17 protein-coding genes are annotated in these 21,858 nt (G+C 67.4%); 10 read left to right on the forward strand and 7 right to left on the reverse strand.

Annotation, left to right across the window (positions count from 1 at the left end; all coding sequences use genetic code 11):
- Positions 1-343 precede the first annotated feature (343 nt).
- The 4 genes from AB0K52_RS17165 (at position 344) to AB0K52_RS17180 (ending at position 2,605) form a co-directional block, all read left to right on the forward strand.
- Positions 344-1,207: a helix-turn-helix transcriptional regulator gene (locus tag AB0K52_RS17165; RefSeq protein ID WP_363532847.1), complete on the forward strand. Its 864-nt coding sequence runs from the start codon at positions 344-346 to the stop codon at positions 1,205-1,207.
- Positions 1,204-1,434, forward strand: a complete 231-nt coding sequence (locus AB0K52_RS17170; protein WP_363532850.1) for a DUF397 domain-containing protein — start codon at positions 1,204-1,206, stop codon at positions 1,432-1,434. The genes AB0K52_RS17165 and AB0K52_RS17170 overlap by 4 nt, the downstream gene beginning before the upstream one ends.
- Before the next feature lie 126 nt (positions 1,435-1,560).
- Positions 1,561-2,049, forward strand: a complete 489-nt coding sequence (locus AB0K52_RS17175) for a UTRA domain-containing protein (RefSeq protein WP_363532853.1) — start codon at positions 1,561-1,563, stop codon at positions 2,047-2,049.
- Positions 2,050-2,101: 52 nt separating this feature from the next.
- Positions 2,102-2,605 (forward strand): HAD domain-containing protein, encoded by a 504-nt coding sequence (locus AB0K52_RS17180; protein WP_363532856.1) that lies wholly within the window; start codon positions 2,102-2,104, stop codon positions 2,603-2,605.
- Here AB0K52_RS17180 and AB0K52_RS17185 read toward each other — a convergent pair.
- The 4 genes from AB0K52_RS17185 to AB0K52_RS17200 form a co-directional block, all read right to left on the reverse strand.
- A complete protein-coding gene (locus tag AB0K52_RS17185) occupies positions 2,602-4,050 on the reverse strand; it encodes an ATP-binding protein (RefSeq protein ID WP_363532859.1) in 1,449 nt (482 codons plus the stop codon). The genes AB0K52_RS17180 and AB0K52_RS17185 overlap by 4 nt on opposite strands.
- A gap of 200 nt (positions 4,051-4,250) precedes the next feature.
- On the reverse strand, positions 4,251-4,736 hold the full coding sequence (locus AB0K52_RS17190; RefSeq protein WP_363532862.1) for a hypothetical protein: 486 nt from the start codon (positions 4,734-4,736) through the stop codon (positions 4,251-4,253).
- Positions 4,737-4,739: 3 nt separating this feature from the next.
- Positions 4,740-5,627 carry a menaquinone biosynthesis prenyltransferase MqnP gene (gene mqnP / locus AB0K52_RS17195; RefSeq protein WP_363532865.1) on the reverse strand — a complete coding sequence of 296 codons (888 nt, stop codon included), beginning with the start codon at positions 5,625-5,627 and terminating at the stop codon, positions 4,740-4,742.
- Positions 5,620-7,089 (reverse strand): menaquinone biosynthesis decarboxylase, encoded by a 1,470-nt coding sequence (locus tag AB0K52_RS17200; RefSeq protein WP_363532868.1) that lies wholly within the window; start codon positions 7,087-7,089, stop codon positions 5,620-5,622. The genes mqnP and AB0K52_RS17200 overlap by 8 nt, the downstream gene beginning before the upstream one ends.
- A 273-nt stretch (positions 7,090-7,362) precedes the next feature.
- On the opposite strand from AB0K52_RS17200, the gene AB0K52_RS17205 reads away from it, so the two are divergent.
- Together AB0K52_RS17205 and AB0K52_RS17210 are read left to right on the forward strand one after the other, a co-directional pair.
- Complete coding sequence (locus tag AB0K52_RS17205; protein ID WP_363532871.1) at positions 7,363-8,955, forward strand: MFS transporter; 1,593 nt, start codon at positions 7,363-7,365, stop codon at positions 8,953-8,955.
- 14 nt (positions 8,956-8,969) lie between these two features.
- Positions 8,970-9,662, forward strand: a complete 693-nt coding sequence (locus AB0K52_RS17210) for a TetR/AcrR family transcriptional regulator (RefSeq protein ID WP_363532874.1) — start codon at positions 8,970-8,972, stop codon at positions 9,660-9,662.
- 179 nt (positions 9,663-9,841) lie between these two features.
- Here the strand turns inward: AB0K52_RS17210 and AB0K52_RS17215 are convergent, their stop codons facing one another.
- From AB0K52_RS17215 to AB0K52_RS17225, 3 genes are all read right to left on the reverse strand, one after another.
- Positions 9,842-11,608 carry a glycoside hydrolase family 6 protein gene (locus AB0K52_RS17215; protein ID WP_363532877.1) on the reverse strand — a complete coding sequence of 589 codons (1,767 nt, stop codon included), beginning with the start codon at positions 11,606-11,608 and terminating at the stop codon, positions 9,842-9,844.
- Between the two features lie 687 nt (positions 11,609-12,295).
- Entirely contained in the window at positions 12,296-13,711 is a 1,416-nt protein-coding gene (locus tag AB0K52_RS17220) for a glycoside hydrolase family 6 protein (protein WP_363532880.1), read from the reverse strand.
- A 516-nt stretch (positions 13,712-14,227) separates the two neighbouring features.
- On the reverse strand, positions 14,228-14,458 hold the full coding sequence (locus tag AB0K52_RS17225) for a BldC family transcriptional regulator (RefSeq protein WP_363532882.1): 231 nt from the start codon (positions 14,456-14,458) through the stop codon (positions 14,228-14,230).
- A gap of 226 nt (positions 14,459-14,684) precedes the next feature.
- Between AB0K52_RS17225 and AB0K52_RS17230 the strand changes: the two genes are divergently transcribed.
- From AB0K52_RS17230 to AB0K52_RS17245, 4 genes are all read left to right on the forward strand, one after another.
- Positions 14,685-15,146, forward strand: a complete 462-nt coding sequence (locus AB0K52_RS17230; RefSeq protein ID WP_363532885.1) for an Lrp/AsnC family transcriptional regulator — start codon at positions 14,685-14,687, stop codon at positions 15,144-15,146.
- Positions 15,147-16,217 (forward strand): PLP-dependent cysteine synthase family protein, encoded by a 1,071-nt coding sequence (locus AB0K52_RS17235; RefSeq protein WP_363532887.1) that lies wholly within the window; start codon positions 15,147-15,149, stop codon positions 16,215-16,217.
- A gap of 314 nt (positions 16,218-16,531) precedes the next feature.
- A complete protein-coding gene (locus tag AB0K52_RS17240) occupies positions 16,532-17,791 on the forward strand; it encodes an RICIN domain-containing protein (RefSeq protein WP_363532890.1) in 1,260 nt (419 codons plus the stop codon).
- Positions 17,792-18,031: 240 nt separating this feature from the next.
- On the forward strand, positions 18,032-21,766 hold the full coding sequence (locus AB0K52_RS17245; protein ID WP_363532893.1) for a cellulose binding domain-containing protein: 3,735 nt from the start codon (positions 18,032-18,034) through the stop codon (positions 21,764-21,766).
- Positions 21,767-21,858: the final 92 nt, after the last annotated feature.

The raw sequence follows: 21,858 nt of genomic DNA on the forward strand, positions 1-21,858 counted from the left end.
GACCGGCGGGCCGCTGTCTGTGTGCGGCCTTGTGCTGTTTGGTTGGTGCAGTTGTAGATGCCCGCCCGACCCAGCCGCGTCGATGATCATCACCGGGCCGGGCGGGCTGGCTCAAGAGGGCGGCAGCAGTCCTGCCCCACCAGCAGGACCCTGCCCTGCAAGTCTGCCCGCCCGAGCGCCCGAATTAGGTCTCGTCCCGCGTCTTGCGACGCGATAACCACAATAATGGTGTAGTACCACTATCAGTGTCAAGACCAACTCGCGCGTGTTTCGAGGTTTTTGGGTGCTACAGTCGCGCTGAGGCGGCCAAGACCCCCGGAGCTGCATGGGCGGAAGGACGACGATGACGGAACCGAAAGGCCCCACTTGGCGGGCGAAATGGCTCGGGCAGAAGCTCCGTGATCTGCGGAAGAACAAGGACCTGAGCATCAAGGATGTCGCCGATTACCTCGAATGCGGCACAACCACGGTGAACCGCTTCGAGATCGGGACCTTCCCTGTCAAGAGCGATGCACTGCTCAGCTTGATGAACTTGTACGGTGTGGCCGAGCGGGGCGAGCGCGCAAAGCTCGTCCACATCGCCGAGAACGTCGCCCAACGTGGCTGGTGGGACACGCTGGTATCGGATCAGGATTTCGCCGATTTCCTTTGGGCCGAGCACAACTCGCGCCGGATCGCCGATTACCAGGTCTCGTTCTACCCAGGCCTCCTCCAGCACCCGGACTATGCCGCTGCGCTGATCAAGCTAGGCCTGCCAGGAGATTCACAGGCCGAGGCTGCGAAGTTCATCGAAGCGCGACTGCTGCGCGCCGAGCTACTCCGCAAGCAGTCGGGTCCGACAGCAAGGTTCGTCATCCATGAAGCGGTGCTTTTCCACCGGCTCCCTGGTGTACCGGACGAAGTGCATACGGCTCAACTCGAACACCTGCTGCGAGTCTCTGCGTATACCAATGTGCAGCTGCGGCTCCTGCCTCTGACATCACCCAGTCCTACGATCTACGAGGTCAACGGGGGATTCACCATCCTGGAGATGGATGAGTCCTGGCCAACCCTGGTGCATGTCGAGACGCCCGTGGGCGCGGTGGTCGCTGAGACCCCTGACATAGACTCGTTTACTGGTATCTACGAGCGGCTTTGGCAGGATGCGATGGATGAAAAGCAGACATCCGCCTATCTATCGGAGAAGTTGAAGGAAGTGGAACGATGAGTCATGGTGCTGGCACCGATGGTCGCTGGGCTCGTGATGTGTTCCGGAAGAGCAGTCGCAGCAACGGGGGCGGCAGCGGTCAATGCGTGGCTGTGGCCGTCTCGGGGAGCGAGGTTGCGGTGGGGGACACCAAGACTCCCGTCGCCGACACCTACTCTCACCTCCGCGTGAGTACCGCCGACCTCGGCGGCCTGCTCGCCGGGATCAAGTCCGGCGAGATCGCCTAGACCACCCGGCCCGCAAGACACGGCGCGCTTCCCACTGCAAGGGGAAGCGCGCCTTTTCCGTAACCGTCTAGCTGGGGGGGCAACATGCGAACCTTCGATCCGATCGTTCGATCCTTCCCAACCCGCATGCGCGCCTGGCGCAGAGGCCAGGCGATCCAGGACTCCGACACCGGCAAGCGCGCCCGCATCGTCGAAGTAACCGTCGATGAGACCGCCGCGAACGAAGCCTTCGCCTCCGCTTTCGGCTTGGCACCAGGCGATCCGGTCCTGCGCCGCTCGCGCCGGTTCGCGGTCGACGATCGTCTAGTCCAGCTCGCCGACTCCTACTACCTGCTCGACGTAGTCCGATCCACCGCGATCGTCTACACCGACACCGGACCCGGCGGCGTCTACGCGCGCCTCGCCGAAATCGGCCGCGAACCGGTCCGCTTCGCCGAGCGCCTCCGCTCGCGAATGCCGCTCCCAGCCGAAGTCGCGGCCCTCGAACTCCCGGGCGGCACACCGATCATCGCGATCCTCCGCACGGCCTTCGACACCGAAGACCGCTGCGTCGAAGTCACCGAAATGGTCCTCGACAGCAGCGCCTACGAGCTCGAGTACAACGCGACTATCTAGGCTGGTTGTCCAGGCAGACCGATCACGTTGCGGCACCTACGATGAGCAGGACATGACCGGGATTGCTGAGAAGCCGCTCCTCTTCCTCGATGTCGATGGGACCGTGGTCCCTTTCAGCCGGCAGGGCGGAGACCGATCGGCGGCGGGCGCTTCAGACCCGTACCTCGCAGCGATGCGCTCCGACCTGGGAGATCGACTGGCAGCGCTACCATGCGAATTGGTCTGGGCCACAACCTGGGAAGACGAGGCCAACACGGTGCTGGCGCCATTGCTGGGTCTCGCTCGATTGCGGGTGGTGCACTGGCCAGAACCGTCAACTGAGAAAGAGCTCGAAGACCGGTGGTTCAGCCTGCACTGGAAGACTCGCCCGCTGGCCGCATGGGCAAGCGGGCGTCCGTTCGCCTGGGTCGACGACGAGATCACTGACGCTGACATCGATTGGGTCGCCGCACGTCACGATGACCGCGCACTGCTGCACCCCGTCGACCCTTCCCGGGGCATTACTCACCGCGATCTCGAAGCGCTCGCCGACTGGCTCCGCAGAGCGGGGGGTTAGCGGTAGAGGTCTTCGAGCATGATCAGGTGAACTCGCGCGTCTTTCGACGCGGCCGCGACGAGGTCGTCGCTGAAGCCCTTGGCGCTGAAGCATGCCAATGCGGTCTCCGACATATCGTGCTTGGCCGCGAGCAGGTCTCGGACCCGGGCGAGGCGCGCGAGGTGGTGCAAGTCCATGCGCGTGCCCCACTTGGCCTCGCCGACGCACAGTAGTCGCTTGGGCCGATTGGCGTCGGCCGCTGTCGTTGCGACGACATCGACCTCGATCGGGGTCCTGGTCGCCTTGTCGGTCAAGGTTCCCGAGGCGACTTCGGCGGGGTAGGCGCCGAAGCGGTCGGTCGTGGCGACGTAGGCACGGCAGAGTTGTTCGAAGTGCGGCCCCATGACCCGGCTGTCGAATTTCGGTGCGCTCTCGCGCCACACCGCTTCGGCCTGGCCGAGTTCGAGCCGCGACCAGGCTGGGCGCATGACCGCTTCGTAGAAGAGGATCAGCGGCTCACTGATGCGGAAAAGGTGCCGGTTCGCCTTGAAGGCATCGGGCTCGATCCGGATGAGGTCGCAGTCTTCCAGGACCGACAGCGCGTGGGTGAGGTCGGATGCCTGGCGTCCGCAGTGTTCAGCGATGCCGGCGCGGGTGTGGCGGCCGGCGGCGATCGCGCCGAGGACCGCGTGGTACAGCGAGGCGTTCCGCACGCCGCCTTCGCTGGCGATGAGGTACCGCCCTTCGCGATAGAGCGGCGATTCCCTGTCGAGGACCCTGTCGATCACCCATTGGTCGAATCCCTCGAGTGATTCCGGGGCCTGGTGTCCGACGAAGCGGGTCCGGTACGCGGGCGTGCCGCCGGTGATCGAGTGCAGGAGCATCGCCAGGCGCGGGTCGTCGGCGTTCCAGAATCGGGCGGCGGTGCGGTAGTCGAACGGTTTGACGACCATCTCGAGCGAGGCGCGGCCTCGCAAGGGCGCGTTGCCGTTCAGAAGCCCGCCCATGACCGACATCGCCGAGCCGCAGAGGATGAGGCGGGTGCGGCCGCCGTCGTTCCACGGCTGCTGGCGCGAGTCGACCTGGTGCTGGATCACTGAGGCCAGGGAGGGGGAAGCGCTGAGGAGGTAGGGGAACTCGTCGATGACGACCGTGCGGCCGCGGCAGTGGTCAAAGACCTGGTCGAAGGCTTCCCTCCACGAGGTGAAAGTGAAGGAACCAGGGGTCTGGAGGTAGTCGGAAAGCGCCTGGCCGAACTGGGCGAGCGATTCGGCCTCGGTCGCCTCCTCCGCCGCGAAATAGAACCCGCCGGTGGCCCGGGTCAGTGATTGGAGAAGGAAGGTCTTGCCCTGGCGGCGGCGGCCGCTGAGGATGCCCAAGGTCAGGTCGGGTTCGGGGCTGTTCACGAACCGGTCGAGGGCGCCCCATTCGCGGTCGCGCGCGAAGAGGGAGGAAGGTTTGTCCACTACTGTCCCTCATTTCATGTAACTATGGTTCATGCAAGTATACTTGCATGAACCATAGTTTCATGGACTAGTTCAGTGGGAGGGCGTCTTCAATCTCGCTGAGTTTCGAGGAGGACAGCGCGCCCGCCCGCCGACAAGGTCGTCCTTGGACAGGATGGTCAGTCATGTGCAAGGGTGTGGCACCGCCGCCAATTCGCCCTTCACCCATGAAGATCACGATCTACGCCTGGACTACTCCGCAAGGGGTCAACGTGCCACTCGGCGTCCAGGTCACGGCAGGAAATCAGGATGGAGCCGACAGTCAACCGAATCTCATGGGAACAGCCCGAATCGGCCGGGAGGATCTCATCGAGGAGTACTTCCAGGTTCGATTGAGCTTCAGGATCCAGCTTCACCGAGAACTCGGTGATACCGAGATAGCGGATGACCAGTATCGGTTCGCCGCCGCCCGCGAACGCTCGAAAGACCAGTTGAGCGCCGGAGCGGCCGTCGCCAGGGCCAAGACTCACCGAATCCAGCACCAGGGACTTGAGGCACCGGTCGCCGAACGCGTAATGCCCCGGATCGCTCGCAAACGCGGCGGCCCCGCGGGGGAGCTGATCACCGAACCGTTCAAGCCAATCCAGGTATCGCGTCGGATCCAGAGAGAAACCGTATTCGTGCTTCTGGATGTCTATGAGCTGCATAGCTCAGCGGAGGAGGAGGTCGACCAGGGCGAAGGCGAAGAGGGCCACTGCCACGAAGCCGTTGGCGGTGAAGAAGGCACGGTTGACCTTCGAGAGGTCGTTGGGCTTCACGACCGCGTGCTCGTAGGCGAGGGCGATCGCGACCACTGCGAGGCCGGTCCAGTAGATCCAGCCGAAGCCGGTCAAGGCGCCGAACCAGGCGAAGGCTCCCCAGGCGATGACGTGGGTCACGGTGGAAGCGTGGAGAGCGGCCTTGACGCCCCAGCGGGCCGGGGTGGAGTGGACGCCGATCTCGCGGTCGATGTCGATGTCCTGGCAGGCGTAGATGAGGTCGAAGCCGCCGATCCAGAGTCCAACGGCCGCACCGAGGACGATCGACGGGGCCGAGCCTTCGAAGGTGCCGGTCACCGCGAGCCACGCGCCCACCGGGGCGACCATCTGGGCCAGGCCCAGGATCGCGTGCGGGTAGTTCGTGAAGCGTTTCGCATACGGGTAGATGATGAGCGGTGCTACGGCGAGCGGGCTCAGTATCAGGCACAACGGGTTGAGGAGCGCGGCGGAGGCGAGGAGGGCCACGAGGCTGACCGCGCAGCCGATGTAGGCGGTCTTCAGCGAGACTTTGCCGGTTACGAGTTCGCGCTTCGCGGTGCGCGGGTTCTTGGCGTCGATCTTCCTGTCGATGATGCGGTTCGCCGCCATCGCCAGGGTTCTGGCGCTCACCATCGCGATGGTGACGAGGACCAGGACCCACCAGCTGAAGGCGTCCTCCAGCGTCATGACCGTCAGGGTGGAGAGGTACGCGAAGGGCAGGGCGAACACCGAGTGCTCGAAGGCGACGAGCTTCAGGAAGTCCTTGACGTGGTTGGGTTTGGGGGCGAGGGTCTCAGTCAAGTCCGTACTCTTTCCAGCGGCGGTCGACGGACGCTTTGACCGCCGAGCTCATCTGCATCGCCTCGGGCCAACCGCGCGTGTAGCCCTCCTCGGGCCACTTCGCGGTCGCGTCGATGCCGGCCTTGCCGCCCCAGAACTGGTGGTAGGAGGCGTGGTCGAGGTGGTCGACCGGGCCCTCGGTGAGCAGCAGGTCCCGCGAGTAGTCCACATTGCCCAGTGCGCGCCAGGCGACCTCGCGGTAGTCGTGCACGTCGCAGTCGGCGTCCACCACGACGATGAGCTTCGTCAGGCTCATCATCTGCAGGCCCCAGATCGCGCTCATGACCTTCTGCGCCTGCTTAGGGAACTTCTTGTCGATCGAGACGATCACGCAGTTGTGGAAGACCCCCGCCGCCGGCATGTCGTAGTCGACGATCTCGGGGATCATGATCTTGACGAGCGGCAGGAAGATCCGCTCGGTCGCCTTGCCCAGCCCGTGGTCCTCCTGGGGCGGGGCCGAGGTGATGATCGTGTGGTAGATCGGGTTCTGCCGCATGGTCATCGCCTCGACGTGCATGACCGGGAACGGCTCCACGGGCGTGTAGAACCCGGTGTGGTCGCCGAACGGCCCCTCGGGCAGGCGCTCGCCCGGCTCGGCCCAGCCCTCGAGCACGATCTGCGAGTTCGCCGGGACCTGGAGCGGGACGGTGAGGCAGTCGACCATCTCGACGCGCTCGCCGCGCAGGAAGCCCGCGAACAGGTATTCGTCGATGTCCGGCGGGAGCGGCGCGGTCGCGGCGTACGCCATCACCGGGTCCGGGCCGATCGCGATCGCCACGGGCAGCCGCTCGCCGCGCTTCTCGGCTTCGGCGTAGTGCGAGGTCGAGTTCTTGTGGATCTGCCAGTGGAGGCCGATCGAGCGCTCGGTGTGCTGCTGGAGCCGGTAGAGGCCGACGTTGCGCTTGCCGGTCTCGGGGTGCTTGGTGTGGGTGAGCCCGAAGTTGTGGAAGACGCCGCCGTCGCCGGGCCAGACCTGGAGGCCGGGGAGCATGTCGAGGTCGACGTCGTCGCCGGTGAAGACCACCTCTTGGCACGGGGCCTTGCGGATCTTCTTGGGCGGTACGGACTTGAGCTGCATGAGCTTGCCGAGGCCGTCGCGGATGCCCGACCAGCCGACCGGCAGCTCGGGCTTGGCGAGGGCGCCGATGCGGTCGCCGATCTCGTTGAGGGAGTCGACGCCGAGGGCCTTGGCCATGCGCGCCTCGGTGCCGAAGAGGTTGATCGCCACGGGGATGTGGCTGCCGGCCGGGTTCTCGAAGAGCAGGGCCGGGCCGTCCTCGCGGATCACCCGCTGCGTGATCTCGGAGATCTCGAGGTGCGGGTCGACCTCGGCTTTGACGCGCTTGAGGTCGCCGTCGGCTTCGAGGGCGGCCAGGAACGCCTGCAGGTCTTCGTACGGGAACTTGGGTGCCACGGAGTTCATTCAACCACCTGCCCGCGGTCACATTCCCGGGCTCTACTTCGTCCTAGTGACGGCGGGCCCTGCACCTGTGAGGTACATTACGATACGGTACCGTATCGTTTCGAAAAGGCGTAGGCTCGAGGCAACACCACGATACGAGCGGGGTCCGACAACCCCGCCGGTCGAACACCGGCGCGCCCCGGGCCGAGCCCGCCGCGCGCGAGCCGCGGTCGGCGCCGCGGCGAGACATCGCCCAGATGCACTGAATCCCTGATCCACAGAAACGGAAACCCTGTGAGCGACACCCGTTCCGAACCGACCCCCGAGGTCGAGGACCAAGGCCACCCCCGCCGGTGGGCCATCCTCGGCGTCCTGGTCATCAGCCTCATCGTCGTCGTCCTCGACAACACCGTCCTGAACGTCGCGATGAAGACCCTGGCCGCCCCGCCGAACGAAGGCGTCGGCGCCAGCCAGAGCGACCTCGCCTGGATGATCAACTCCTACACCCTCGTCTTCGCCGGACTCCTCTTCGCGGCCGGCATCATCGGCGACCGCATCGGCCGCAAGCGCATGCTCATCGGCGGCCTCGTCGTCTTCGGCGTCGCCTCGCTGCTCTCCGCCTACTCCACCACGCCCGACCAGCTCATCTGGTACCGCGCGCTCATGGGCGCCGGCGCCGCGATCATGATGCCCTCCACCCTGTCGCTGCTGCGCAACGTCTTCTCCGCCAAGGAGTTCCCCAAGGCCCTCGGCATCTGGACCGGCGCGGTCGGCATCGGCGGCGCCATCGGCCCGATCGTCGGCGGCGCGCTCCTCGAGCAGTTCTGGTGGGGCTCGGTCTTCCTCATCAACGTCCCCATCGTCGTCTTCGGCATCGTCGCCGTCCTCATCCTCGCCCCCGAGTCCAAGGGCAGCCAGGCCAAGGCCGACTTCGTCGGCATGGCCCTGTCCATGGTCGGCCTCGTCAGCCTCACCTACGGCATCATCGAAGCCGGCGACACCGGCTCCTGGTCCGGCGTCGAAGTCTGGGGCACCATCGCGCTCGGCGTGATCGTCCTCGTCGGCTTCGTCCTGTGGGAGAAGCGCATCCCGCACGCCTCGCTCGACATGAACCTCTTCAAGAACACCCGGTTCTCGGCCTCCTCGGCCATCATCACCCTCACCTTCTTCGGGATGATGGGCCTGATGTTCTTCATGACCTTCTACCTCCAGCTCCTCAAGGGCTACACCCCGCTGGAGACCGGTCTGCTGTTCCTGCCGTTCGGCGCCTCGATGCTCGTCTTCGCCCCGCTCTCGAACACCCTCGTGCAGCGGTTCGGCGCCAAGACCGTCGGCATCGTCGCCATGCTCCTGGTCATCACCAACTTCACGGTCACCGCGCTCGTCTTCGAGGCCGACACCCCCGTGTGGGTCGTCATCGTCCTCTTCCTCATCACCGGCGCCGGCATGGCCAACCTCATGCCGCCCGCGATGAACACGCTGATGTCCTCGGTGCCCAAGGAGAAGGCCGGCGTCGGCTCTGCACTCGCCAACACGCTCCGCCAGGTCGGCGGCGCGCTCGGCGTCGCCGTGCTCGGCACCGTCATGGCCCAGGCCTACCAGTCCCGCATCGGCGACGCCGCCCCGCAGCTGCCCGACGCCGCCCGCGAGTCCTACGCCGCCACGTACGGCGCCCTCGAGAGCGGCGCCATCCCGGCCGACGCCGCCGCAGCCGTCACCGGCGCGGCCGACAGCTCCTTCATCGAGGCCCTGCACATCACCGCGTTCGCGGCGATCGGCGTCGCCCTCGTGGGCCTGGTCATCATCGCGCTCTACTTCCCCGGTCGGCAGCGCCGCGAGACCGAGACCCCTGAGCAGGCCGCCGAGGCCGCGCTCATAGAGGCCTAGGGGAGAATCGGGCCATGCCTCCCGAGCTCAGCGAGACGCCGACCGTCCCGGACCATGCCGCCCCGGACAGCGCCCCGAGCGCCGCCGGCGGCACTGCCCCCGACGGCGCCGCGGCCCCGGCCCCCAACAAGGGCCGGCCCCGCAGCGAGGCGGTCAGCCAGGCCATCCTGGAGGCCGCCCTCGACCTCATCGCCGAGTACGAGAACGTCACCGAGGTCAGCGTGGAGGCCATCGCGGAGCGCTCCGGCGTCTCCAAGGCCTCCATCTACCGGCGCTGGTCGGCCAAAGGCGAGATCATCGCCGCGGCCATGGAGAGCGTCAAGGCCCCGCTCCCGACCGACATGCCCCGCACCTCGTTCCGGGACGACCTGATCCACTTGGCGCACACCATGACCCGCACCGTAGGAGCGCGGGACATGAAGGTCTTCAAGTGCATGATGCTCGCCGCGAACGACCCCGACTACCAGCGCCACCACCACCGCCTCGTCGAGCACCGCCGCAAGTTCGTGCGCGACACCTTCGCGTACTGGGTCGAGCGCGGCGAGGCCCGGCCCGACCTCGACCTGCACCTGGCCGTCGCCATGTTCATCAGCCCGCTGCTGACGATCTACGTGTACGGGCAGTACGCCGACGTGCAGCAGCCCGACACGGTCGAGCGCATCGTCGACTCCTTCCTGAAGGGGATCGGCACCGCTCTGGCCGCTTGAGGCGCGCAAACGTATCGCGGCCTTCACGATCCGCCTACGCGCGCGGTCGCGTCCGTTCCTCCGAACAGATGCGACCGGGCCCCGCCGTCCCGCGGGGCCCGGTCACCGGAAGGAACCGAGGATCTGGTCTGGGGGGCCCGGCTCACCGCCTCCCGGTGGGCCGGGCCCGTCGTTCCGCCTTAGTTCACCGGCGGGTAGGCGTTCTCCAGGAGTTCGGCGAACTGCTCAGAGGACCAGTGGCCCGAGAGCGGCATGTTGTCGCGAGAACCGGAGGGGTTGTTGCCGTTGCGGATGTTGCCCTGGTAGTCGGGGTCGCACATCTCGTCGAAGCCCTTGCCCTCGTCGTTGTCGATGAACTGCGAGGAGCCGTCGGACTCGCCCGGGGGCTTGATCCAGACGTAGGCGTCGATGCCCGGCTCGGGCGAGACGGTCGGGCGCTCGCCGAGGCCGGCACCGGCCTGGTTGCACCAGTTGCCCTTGTTGTAGCGCTGGTCGATGCGGGACTCGTCCACGAAGGTGATCGGGTCGTTCGAGGTCGACGGGCCGGTCGGACGGTAGTCGCCGCCCCAGCCGTTGCGGCTGGTGTCGATCAGCATGCCGATGTTCGAGTTGAAGCCGTTGTCGATCAGCTCTTCACGGAGTGCCGTGGCGAAGTCGATCTCGCCGTTGTAGGCGTTCCAGTCGACCCACTTGACGTCGCCGTTCTGGTTGATCGGCTTGCCGCCCACGTTCTGGTTGACCTCCCAGTAGGGCTCCTCCAGCACCGAGAAGTTGGCGGTGTTGGTGATGAAGCCGTGGACGTCGTCGGCGGTCATGCCGTTCATGCCGATGAGGTCGCCGTACAGCGCGGCCGAGGCGTGGAAGTTGTCGTACTGCGGGTCGTCGTTGGTCCACCCGATCCAGCCGTGGTGGCCGACGTCGAGGTAGTTGTACGTGTTCGACAGCGAGCCCAGCTCGGACACGGCGTAGGAGATGCCGTCCTCGTAGTTGCCGTTCTGCTTCATCACGTCGCAGTTGTCGGTCCTGGTGGCGCGGGGCGTCACGTTGGTCACGAGGTTCGGCAGGGAGTCGACCTCGATCACGTTGACGATCCTGAGGTCGGCGTACTTCGCCTGGCCCATGATGTCGACGATCGGGTCGATGTACTCGCTCTTGTAGACGTCGATCTGGTCCGCCGCCAGCTCGCCGTTGGAGGCGAGGGCGGCGCAGTCGCGGCCGGGCAGGTTGTAGATGACGAACTGGATGACGTCGGCGCCCTGGGCGAGGGCTTCGTCGAGGTGGTCCTCGATGCCCATGCTGCCGGTGGTGGGGGAGCCGTTGCCGTAGATCGCGGAGCGGCGGTCGATCCAGACGCCGGTCGGCTGGTCGGCGATCGCGGCGCCGCCCGGCTCGGCCGCGGCGTTCGCGGACCAGATCGGGTTGACGTAGGCTTGGGCGCCCGCATAGGGGTTGTCGACCTTGTCGCCGCCGCCCGGGTCCTCAGTGGGGGTCTCGGTCGGCGTCTCGGTCGGCGGGGTGGTCGGGTTCGACGGGCCGTTGCAGACGTCGCCGTTCACCGTGAACTGGCCCGGAGTCGCAGAGGACCCGCTCCCGATGAAGCCGAAGACCTCGCGGCTCTGGCCGGAGCCGATGCTGGCGTTCCAGCCGACGTCCTTGCCGGTGAAGCCGGTCCCGCTCTGGGTCCACCCGACGTTCCACGCGTTGGAGACGGTGGTGCCGGCCGGGAAGTTCCACTTGATCTCCCAGCCGTTGATCGGCTCGTCCGCGGTGATGACGACGTTGGCCTGGAAGCCGCCGCCCCACGAGCTGACCACGTTGTAGTCGACTTCGCAGCCCTCTTCGGCGAGTGCCTGGTTCGCCGAAGCGAAGGTCAGACCCGTCGCGGCCAGCGCGCCGACGGCGACGCTCGTGAGCGCGAGTCTCCTTCTCCTTCGAGAAAGTTGCATGTTTCGATTTCCTTCGGGGTTGATTGGCCACGTCACGCGGCCCGGAACGGGTGCCCATCCAGGGAAGCGCTCCCAAGATGTGCATTGATAATCTCCGATATATTGATGGACTGTCAAGAGGTCCACCAGGAAAATTCACGCTCCGAAACCGATTGGCCAACGCTTTCGAAGGCGTTCGCCAGATCGGCAAGCGCTTGAATCAGTGAAAACGCTCCCGCGAGAACCGGACAGGTCCCTTAGAAAAACTCCGGCGCACAACCGCCCGGCGCGTCCGCATCGTGGACGCGCGACGGCGGGGCCGCGCGCCACGCGCGGCCCCGCCGTCTTCATACGGGCGAAGTGCCGGTTCGCCCTCTACCTACCGGACAGACGAAATGGTCGTGCACCGGCGGGGACCGCCTGCGGCGGCCAGCAGCTCGGCGCTGTGCCTCTCGGTTCGCCGAGCTGCCGAGCCCGTCAGTTCACCGGCGGGGACCGCCTGCGGCGGCCAGCAGCTCGGCACTGTGCCTCTCGGTTCGCCGAGCTGCCGAGCCCGTCAGTTCACCGGCGGGTAGGCGTTCGCCAGCAGCTCGGCGCTGTGCCTCTCGGTTCGCCGAGCTGCCGAGCCCGTCAGTTCACCGGCGGGACCGCCTGCGGCGGCCAGCAGCTCGGCGCTGTGCCTCTCGGTTCGCCGAGTTGCCGAGCCCGTCAGTTCACCGGCGGGTAGGCGTTCGCCAGCAGCTCGGCGAACTGCTCGCTCGACCAGTGGCCGGAGAGCGGCATCTCGCCCCGCGCCCCACTCAGGTTGAACCCGTTGCGGATGTTGCCCTCGTACGCTGGGTCGCACATCTGGTCGAAGCCCTTACCCTCGTCGTTGTCGATCGGCTCCGACGCGCCGTCCGACTCGCCCGGGGGCTTGATCCACACGTAGGCGTCGATCCCCGCCTCGGGCGCGACCGTCGGCCGCTCGCCGAGGCCCGCGCCGGCCTGGTTGCACCAGTTGCCCTTGTTGTGGCGCTGGTCGATGCGCGACTCATCCACGAAGGTGACCGGGTTGGTCGACGCGGACGGACCGGTCGGCCGGTCCGGGCCGCCCCAGCCGTTGCGGCTGGTGTCGATCAGCATGCCGATGTTCGAGTTGAAGCCGTTCGCGACCAGCTCGTCGCGGAACGCCGTCGAGAAGTCGATCTCGCCGTTGTAGGCGTTCCAGTCGACCCACTTGACGTCGCCGTTCTGGTTGATCGGCTTGCCGCCGACCACCTGGTCGACCTCCCAGTGCGGCTCCTCGAGCGGCGAGTAGTTCGCCGTGTTGGTGATGAAGCCGTGCACGTGGTCGGCCGTCATGCCGTTCATGCCGATGAGGTCGCCGTACAGCGCGGCCGAGGCGTGGAAGTTGTCGTACTGCGGGTCGTCGTTCGTCCACCCGATCCAGCCGTGGTGGCCGACGTCGAGGTAGTTGTACGTGTTCGACAGCGCGCCGAGCTCGGCCGCCGCGTACGAGACGCCGTCGATGTAGTTGCCGTTGGCCTTCATCGTGTCGCAGTTCGGGGTCGCGGTGGCCCGCGGCGAGACGTTGGTGACGAGGTTCGGCAGCGAGTCGACCTCGATGACGTTGACGATCCGCAGGCCCGCGTATGCCGGGTCGCCCTGGATCGCCGCGATCGGGTCGATGTACTCGCTCTTGTAGCGGTCGATCTCGTCGGCCTTGAGCTCGCCGTTGGAGGCGAGGGCGGCGCAGTCGCGGCCGGGCAGGTTGTAGATGACGAACTGGATGACGTCGGCACCCTGGGTGAGGGCCTCGTCGAGGTGGTCCTTGAGGCCCATGCCGCCGGTCGTGGGGGAGTCGTTGCCCTCGATGGCGCTGATGCGGTCGAGCCACACGCCGGTCGCCTCGTCGGCGATGGCCGCGCCGCCGGGCTCGGCCGCGGCGTTTGCGGACCACAGCGGGTTGACATAGACCTGCGCGCCCTCGTAGGGGTTGTCGACCTTCGCCTGGGCGATGCCGGCGTCGTCAGGCTGTTCCTGCGCACCGGCGCTGTTGAGCGCGACGGTGCTGACCGCGGCGGCGGCGAGCGCCGCCGCGGCGAGTGCGCCTAGGCGCTGCTTCCTTCGGTTGAGTGTCATGTGCCTTCCCTTGATCGTCGGGCGTTGACGGCGGCTGGCAGGCGCGGCGTCGCCGCGCTCGCACTCCAGCCGCTCTGCAGGGCGGCTCCGCGAGTACCGGGTGGTCACGGAAGCGCTCCCAAACTTCACATCGAAGTTTGCCTATGTCTCGCTGTGATGTCAAGGGTCTCGATACCGGAGAATCCAGATTTTCCCATTGGTGGCAAGTATGGCGACTCACGGTATTAGCCCGACTTCAGAAAGTGAACAAATGCCCTCAATGGAACAAATCCACTCCACATTGGAAATGATCATGCCCGGGCGGCGAAAAGCCCGCGCCCCCTCCTGCTCATGCAGGTGGTGGCGCGGGCTCGAAAGTTCCGCGGCGTCCGGTCCAGGCATGCGAAAAGCCGGTACCGGGCGCGTCCTTCCTCGGCCGTGTGCGGACGTGGGGCGCTGCGCGGGACCGGCTTGTGCCGGACGATCGTTCAGTTCACGGAATCGCGGTCGCTGAGGCGGCCGCGCGTTACGGCTGGGCTAGCAGGGCACTGCCGCTAACTGGGCACTGCCGGACTCAAAGGTGGCCTGGGCTCCGGAATCACCCTCGAGCAGGGCCCGCACTTCCGACTCGCGGAACCGACGGTGCCCGCCCGGTGTGCGTATGCTCCCGATCCGGCCTGCGGCGGCCCAGCGTGTCACGGTCTTGGGATCGACTCGGAACAGTGTGGCCACTTCGCCTGGTGTGAGTAGGCGGTCCTCGGTCTCCATGATTTCTTCCTCCCCGTGATGAAGACTCACTTCGTGCGTTAAACCCATTACACCACTATTCAGTCAAACCTGCCATGAGTTCTTGGACATACTTTCGGCTGGTAGGTATTGCCTGAAAGTACCACGCGTATGGCAACGACGCTCTGGGCTGAATCTGACGCTCTAGGAGTACGCGGGTATGAGGTAGGCACAGGGCGCAAGTGGCAACTCTGGTTATCCTCGACAAGTGGACGAGATCGACCAGACCATCGTGAACCTTCTGCGCACCGACGGGCGTACCTCCTACGCCGAACTGGCGCGGAGGGTCGGTCTCACCGCGCCCTCGGTGCAGGACCGCGTCACCAAACTGGAGAAGAACGGCGTCATCGCCGGCTACCGCGCCGTCATCGACTCCGAGGCCATAGGGCTCGGCATCACCGCGCTCATCGGCATCATCCCCGACAACGCCGCCGACCATCACGACATCTGCGAACGCCTGCGCGCCATTCCGCAGATCGAGTCGTGCTATTTCCTCGCCGGCGTCGAGTGCTATCAGCTCAAGGTCCGGGTGCCCAAGATGGGCGATCTCGAACGGCTCATCCACCGCGTCGGCGCGATTCCCGGCGTGGCGCAGACCCGCACCACCATCACCCTCTCGACCAAGTGGGAGGACCGGCCCCAGCCCGTCCCGTACGAGCAGGGGGACTGAATGCGCTCCGTCGACCGCTCCCGCCCGCGGCAGTGGACCAACTGGGCGATCACCGCGGTGGAAGCCGACGCGAACCGCTCGGCCGACACGCACCTGCTGCCCTTCCCGCTGCCCGCCGAGTGGGGGGTCGACCTCTACCTCAAGGACGAGTCGACCCACCCCACCGGGTCGCTCAAGCACCGGCTCGCGCGCTCACTGTTCCTCTACGCCATCTGCAACGGCTGGATCGACGAGGGCACGCCGGTCATCGAGGCCTCCAGCGGCTCGACCGCGGTGAGCGAGGCGTACTTCGCGCGCATGCTCGGGCTGCCGTTCACCGCCGTGATGCCGGAGTCGACGAGCGCCGCGAAGATCGCGCTCATCGAGTCGTACGGCGGCAAGGCGCACCTGGTGCGCGAGGCCGGCGAGGTCTGCGCCGAGGCCGAACGGCTCGCCGCCGAGACCGGCGGGCACTTCATGGACCAGTTCACCTACGCCGAGCGGGCCACCGACTGGCGTGGGAACAACAACATCGCCGAGAGCGTGTTCGAGCAGATGCGGCTCGAGCGGCACCCGGTGCCGGCCTGGATCGTGGTCGGCGCGGGGACGGGCGGCACCTCGGCGACCATCGGGCGGTACGTGCGGTTCCGCAAGCACGCCACCAGCCTGTGCGTGGTCGATCCCGAGCACTCGGCGTTCTTCGACGGGTGGCGCGAAGGCGACCCCGGGGCGACCGCTGAGCGCGGCTCGCGGATCGAGGGGATCGGGCGACCCGCAGTGGAGCCGTCGTTCATCCCCGAACTCGTGGACCGCATGGTGAAAGTGGACGACGCCGAGTCGATCGCGTGCGCGCGCTGGGCCTCGGCGCGGCTGGGGCGGCGCCTCGGCGGCTCGACCGGCACCAACCTCGTGGCGGCGCTCGCGATCATTGCGGAGATGCGCGAGGCCGGGCGCGGCGGGAGCATCGTGACCCTGCTGTGCGACTCGGGGCAGCGGTACGGCGGCACCTACTTCGACGACGACTGGGTCGCGGCCCAGGGTATCGACCTCGCTGCGGCGCGGGCGAGGCTCGCACCGCTGCTGCCGGCCTGAGGCGAGACTCGCGCCACTGCCGCCCGCGCGAAACCGCTGTCTTGTCAGACCCCCGCGCCAATGTGGAGCCCAACGGTCCCCTGGGTGGGTGGGGGTTAGGGATGGCAGTCGGCCTCAGGTAGTAGCGGCCCGCCGCCGCGGCTCTTGTGCGAACGTTTGCCTAAGGGCTACGATGCTCCAAAACACATCGAAATGTATAAGTATGTGAAAGCCTTTGGCGCACCCGGCACCGCTCGAGGTCCTTCACCGGGACCCGCGAACCGCGCGATTCTGAATCGTTTCACCGCCGCGTGCCCTTCTTCGAAGGAGCAGACATGACCCACCCGTCGGACCACCCGAACCCCTTCGGCGCCAAACTCTCCCGCCGCTCCCTCGGCCTCCTCGCCGGGCTCGGCGCGGGCGCCGCCACGGGCGGCCTCCTCGGCGCGGGCACCGCGAGCGCCGCCTTCACCACCGGCACCTGGTACGTGCTCCAGAGCCGCTACAACGGCCTCGCCCTCGAGATCGACGGCGCCTCGACCGCCAACGGCGCCAAGCTCGTCCAGCGCCAGCGCAGTTACGCCGCCGCCCAGCAGTTCCGCTTCGTCGACGCGGGCGGCGGCTACTACCGCATCGAGGCGCGCCACTCCGGCCTCGCCCTCGACGTCTACGCCAAGTCCACCGCCAACGGCGCCGACATCGTCCAGTGGACGGCCAACGGCGGCGCCAACCAGCAGTGGCGGATCATCGACGACGGCACCTGGCTCCGCTTCGTCAACCGCAACTCCGGCAAGGCCCTCGACGTCTGGGAGTGGAACATCGCCCTGGGCTCGCGCCTGTCCCAGTACGACAACGGCGGCGGCCAGAACCAGCAGTGGAAGCCCGTCCCCGCCGACGCCGCGCCCGCCTCCGGCAACCCGACGATCTACATCGCCTCCGACTCCACCGCCCAGACCTACAACTCCTCGGCGTACCCGATGACCGGCTGGGGCCAGAAGCTCGGCGTCTTCATGGACGCCAACACGCGCATCGCCAACCACGCCATCGGCGGCCGCTCCTCGCGCTCCTTCATCGAGCAGGGCCGGCTCACCACGATCCTCAACGCGATCCAGCCCGGCGACTACCTCTTCGTCCAGTTCGGGCACAACGACGCCAGCACCGGCAACCCCGAGCGGTACACCTCGCCCGACGACTACAAGATGTACCTGCGCGACCACTACATGGCCGGGGCCACCGCCAAGGGCGCGATCCCGGTGCTGCTCACCCCGGTCAACCGGCTCGACTACAACACCTCGACCGGCCAGTTCAACGAGTCGTTCGCCGCCTACGGCGCGAAGGTCCGCGAGCTGGTCGCCGAGACCGGCGTGCGCTTCATCGACCTCGGCGCGCGCTCGCGCGCCTACCTCAACCTGATCACCCCCGCCAAGGCCCAGGCCGAGGTCTTCATGCACCTCGCGGTCGGGGAGTACCCGAACTACCCGAACGGCCTCGCCGACTCCACGCACTTCCACGAGTACGGCGCGACCCAGATGGCCCGCCTGGTCTCCGAGGGCGCGAAGGCCCTCGGCGGCACCATCGGCCCCCACGTCCGCTGACCCGCACCGGCGAGCCCGCGGCGCCCCCCTCACGGGCGCCGCGGGCCCGCGACTCTCACCGTCGCCCCAACACGTATTGACATGTATTGACTTTTCAAGTTCCACTCGGTACGGTCCCCTTGGTAGTAAACGCTTACCCCGCAATCGACTGTCGAATTGAAACGATTCATATCCGCATGATTCGCCGCGATTCGGTCCCTTGCCCGGCGGCACCCTCCTCCTCTCACTACGGAAGTGACCATGAGGCCCACAGCTCCTCCTCCGGCCCCCCGGTGGCGCCGCACCCTAGCGGTGCTGGCGGCCGGGGCCACCGCGCTCGCGGGCGTCCTCACCGCGGGCGCCCCCTCACAAGCCCAGGACGACGGGATCACCGTCTACCTCGCCTCGGACTCCACCGTCCAGACCTACGACCCCTACTGGGAGCCGCAGGCCGGATGGGGCCAGGTGATCGACCGCTACTTCGACGAGAACGTGCGCGTAGAGAACCACGCGATCGGCGGCCGCTCCTCGCGCTCCTTCATCGAGCAGGGCCGCCTCGACGCGATCCTGAACGAGATCCAGCCGGGCGACTACCTGTTCGTCCAGTTCGGGCACAACGACGCCACCGCCTCCGTCCCTGAGCGGTACACCTCGCCCGACGACTACAAGATGTACCTGCGCGACCACTACATCGCCGGCGCGATCGAGAAGGGCGCCGTCCCGGTGCTCGTCACCCCCGTCTCGCGCCGCAGCTTCAACGCCGAGACCGGCAAGTTCAACGTGTCCTTCGGCGACTACGTGAACAAGGTCTACGAGCTCCACGAGGAGACCGGCGTCGCCATGGTCGACCTCTCGGCCTCCTCCCGCGCCTACCTCGACGAGATCGGCCCCGAGGAAGCCAAGTCGGTGTTCCTGCACGTCCCGGCCGGGGTCTACCCGAACCGGCCCAACGGCACCGCCGACGACACGCACTTCCAGGAGTACGGCGCCATCCAGATGGCCCGCCTCGTCGCCGAGGAGACCGCCACCCTCGGACTCCCCTTGAGCGAGCACGTCGTCGACGTCGCGCCCCCGGCCTCGGTGCCGGCCGCGCCGACCGGCCTCAAAGCCGCCACCGTCGCCAACGCCAGCGTGACCCTCAACTGGGACGCCGCCGACGCCGCCGACATCTACCGCGTCTTCGTGCGCGAACCCGGTGCTGAATGGCGCCTCGGCTCCACCGCCACGGTGGGCGTCGGCCGCGTCTCCGGCCTCAAGGAGGACACGGCCTACGAGTTCGCCGTCGCGGGCGTCAACGGCAAGGGCGAGGGCGAGAAGTCCGCGTCCCTCACCGTCACCACCGCCACCGCCGGCTTCAAGTACGACTTCGGCCCGGCCTCGCAGACCGTGGCCCCCGGCTACACCGAGGTCAACCGCGGCACCGCCTACAGCGCCGAACGCGGCTACGGCTTCACCACCGACATGTCCACCGCGATCGACCGCGACCGCGGCGTCACCACCGACCCGGTCGGCAGCGACTTCGTGGCCTGGTTCGGCGGCTCCTACGACTTCGCCGTCGACGTCGCGGACGGCCTCTACACCGCCCGCGTCATCACCGGCGACTACGTCGGCTCGGCCCGCGCGAACGTCAAGTTCGAAGGCGTCGACTACGGCGCGGCCAACGCCGCCTCGAAAGCGATCCTCACCAAGGACTTCGAGGGCATCACCGTCGAAGACGGCCAGCTCAACGTCAACATCTCCGGCCAGACCGGCCACCTGAACGGCCTCGAACTCACCCGCATCGGCGACGTCCCCGGCGGCGGGGGCGAAGGCCCCGACGAGCCGTGCGCCGAATGCGCCGAGCAGATCGAGAGCCTCGACCGCGCCCCCGTCGCCGTCAGCGTCGAAGGCGGGAACTTCCTGAGCTGGCGCAGCCTCGCGCTCGACCCGGAAGGCCTGGCGTTCAACGTCTACCGCGACGGCCGGCTCATCACGCCCGAGCCGACCCGGCTGACCAACCTCACCGACCAGGGCGGCACCGCGAACTCGACGTACTGGGTCGCCACCGTCGCCGAAGGCGTCGAGACCGGTTACACCAAGGCCTTCGAGGTCTGGGACGACCAGTACATCGACATCGACATGGAGCGACCCGAAGGCGGCACGACCCCCGACGGCGTCGCGTACACGTACGCGCCGAACGACGCGACCGTGGCCGACGTGGACGGCGACGGCGTCTACGAGATCATCCAGAAGTGGGACCCGTCCAACTCCAAGGACAACTCCCGCAGCGGCTACACCGGCAACGTCTACGTCGACGCGTACACCCTCAGCGGCGAACGCCTGTGGCGCATCGACCTCGGCAGGAACATCCGGGCCGGGGCGCACTACACGCAGCTCGTCGCCTATGACCTCGACTCCGACGGCAAGGCCGAAGTCGCGCTCAAGACCGCCGACGGCACCGTCGACGGCGAGGGCCACGTCATCGGCGACGCCGCCGCCGACCACCGCGGCACCGACGGCCGCGTCCTCAAGGGCCCCGAGTTCCTGACGATCTTCAACGGGCAGACCGGCGCCGCCATGGAGACCGCCGACTGGGCGCCCGCGCGCGGCGACATCTGCTCGTGGGGCGACTGCTACGGCAACCGCGGCGACCGCCTCATGCTCGCCGTCGCCTACCTCGACGGCGTGCACCCGTCCCTGATCACCAACCGCGGCATCTACGCCAAGACCGAGATCACCGCCTGGAACTGGGACGGCGACAACCTCCCGCAGCTGTGGAACTTCAGCTCCGACCGCTGGGGCGGGAAGTACGCGGGCCAGGGCAACCACCAGATGTCCATCGCCGACGTCGACGACGACGGGCGCGACGAGATCGTGTTCGGCGCCATGACGATCAACGACGACGGGACGCCCCTGTACTCGACCGGCCTCGGTCACGGCGACGCGCTGCACGTCTCCGACTTCGACCCCTCCAACGAGGGCCTGGAGATCTTCAGCCCGTTCGAGTGCATGTCGTGCTCGGGCAACAAGGCCGGCGCGTTCCGCGACGCCGACACCGCCGAAGTCCTGTGGTCCATCCCGGGCACCAAGGACACCGGCCGCGGCACCTGCGGCGACATCGACCCGAACCACGCGGGCGCCGAGTGCTGGGCCGTCTCGACCACCGGCGCGTGGAACGCCCGCGAGGGCGCGCTGCACGCCGCCGACGGCACCCTCATCGGCACTGCCATCCCGTCGGCGAACTCGATGGTCTGGTGGGACGGCGACCTCGGCCGCGAGATCTTCGACCACGAGTTCAACGAGCCCGACTACGTCCCGATCTACCCGTACATCGCGGAGTGGGACCACGAGACGGGCACCCAGGAGGAGATCTTCACCCCCGAGGGCGTCGACACCAGCAACGGCACCAAGGGCAACGCGGTCCTCACCGGCGACCTGCTCGGCGACTGGCGCGAGGAGGTGATCCTGCGCAAGGAGTCCAACGACGGCGTGCGCCTGTTCACCACCACGATCGCGTCCGACCACGCCCTGCCGACGCTGATGAACGACCCGCAGTACCGCCTCGCCGTGTCCTGGCAGAACGTCTCCTACAACCAGCCGCCGTGGCCGAGCTACTTCATCGGCTACGACATGGCGGCCCCCGAGCTCGAGACCGTCGTCTCCGGCCCGGGCCGCGACACCGCCGCCGCGCCGTACGCGACCGCGTCCTGCGAGGTCGACTACACGGTGGCCGCCGACTGGGGCGACGGCTTCGTCGTCCAGATCAAGATCACCAACACCGGCGACGCCGCGATCGACGAGTTCGACCTCGCCTGGAAGTCCGGCGGCGTCACCACCGTCGAATACGACTGGGGCGGCGCCATCGCCATCGACGGCGACGCCATGGCCGCCGACCCGGCCTTCTGGAACTTCCCCCTCAAGCCGGGCCACACCAAGCAGATCGGCTACCAGGGCACCGGTGACCCGCACGACCCCGGCATGTTCCTCATGAACGGCCAGGTCTGCGCCACCGCCTGACCGCCGACTGCATAAGGAACGGCCCGGGCGCGAAGCGCCCGGGCCGTCTCACTTGCCCGAATCATCGGTATCACTTCGGTAAAGAGTCCTAA

It is taken from the genome of Glycomyces sp. NPDC049804, assembly GCF_040674615.1.
Lineage (GTDB): Bacteria > Actinomycetota > Actinomycetes > Mycobacteriales > Micromonosporaceae > Glycomyces > Glycomyces niveus.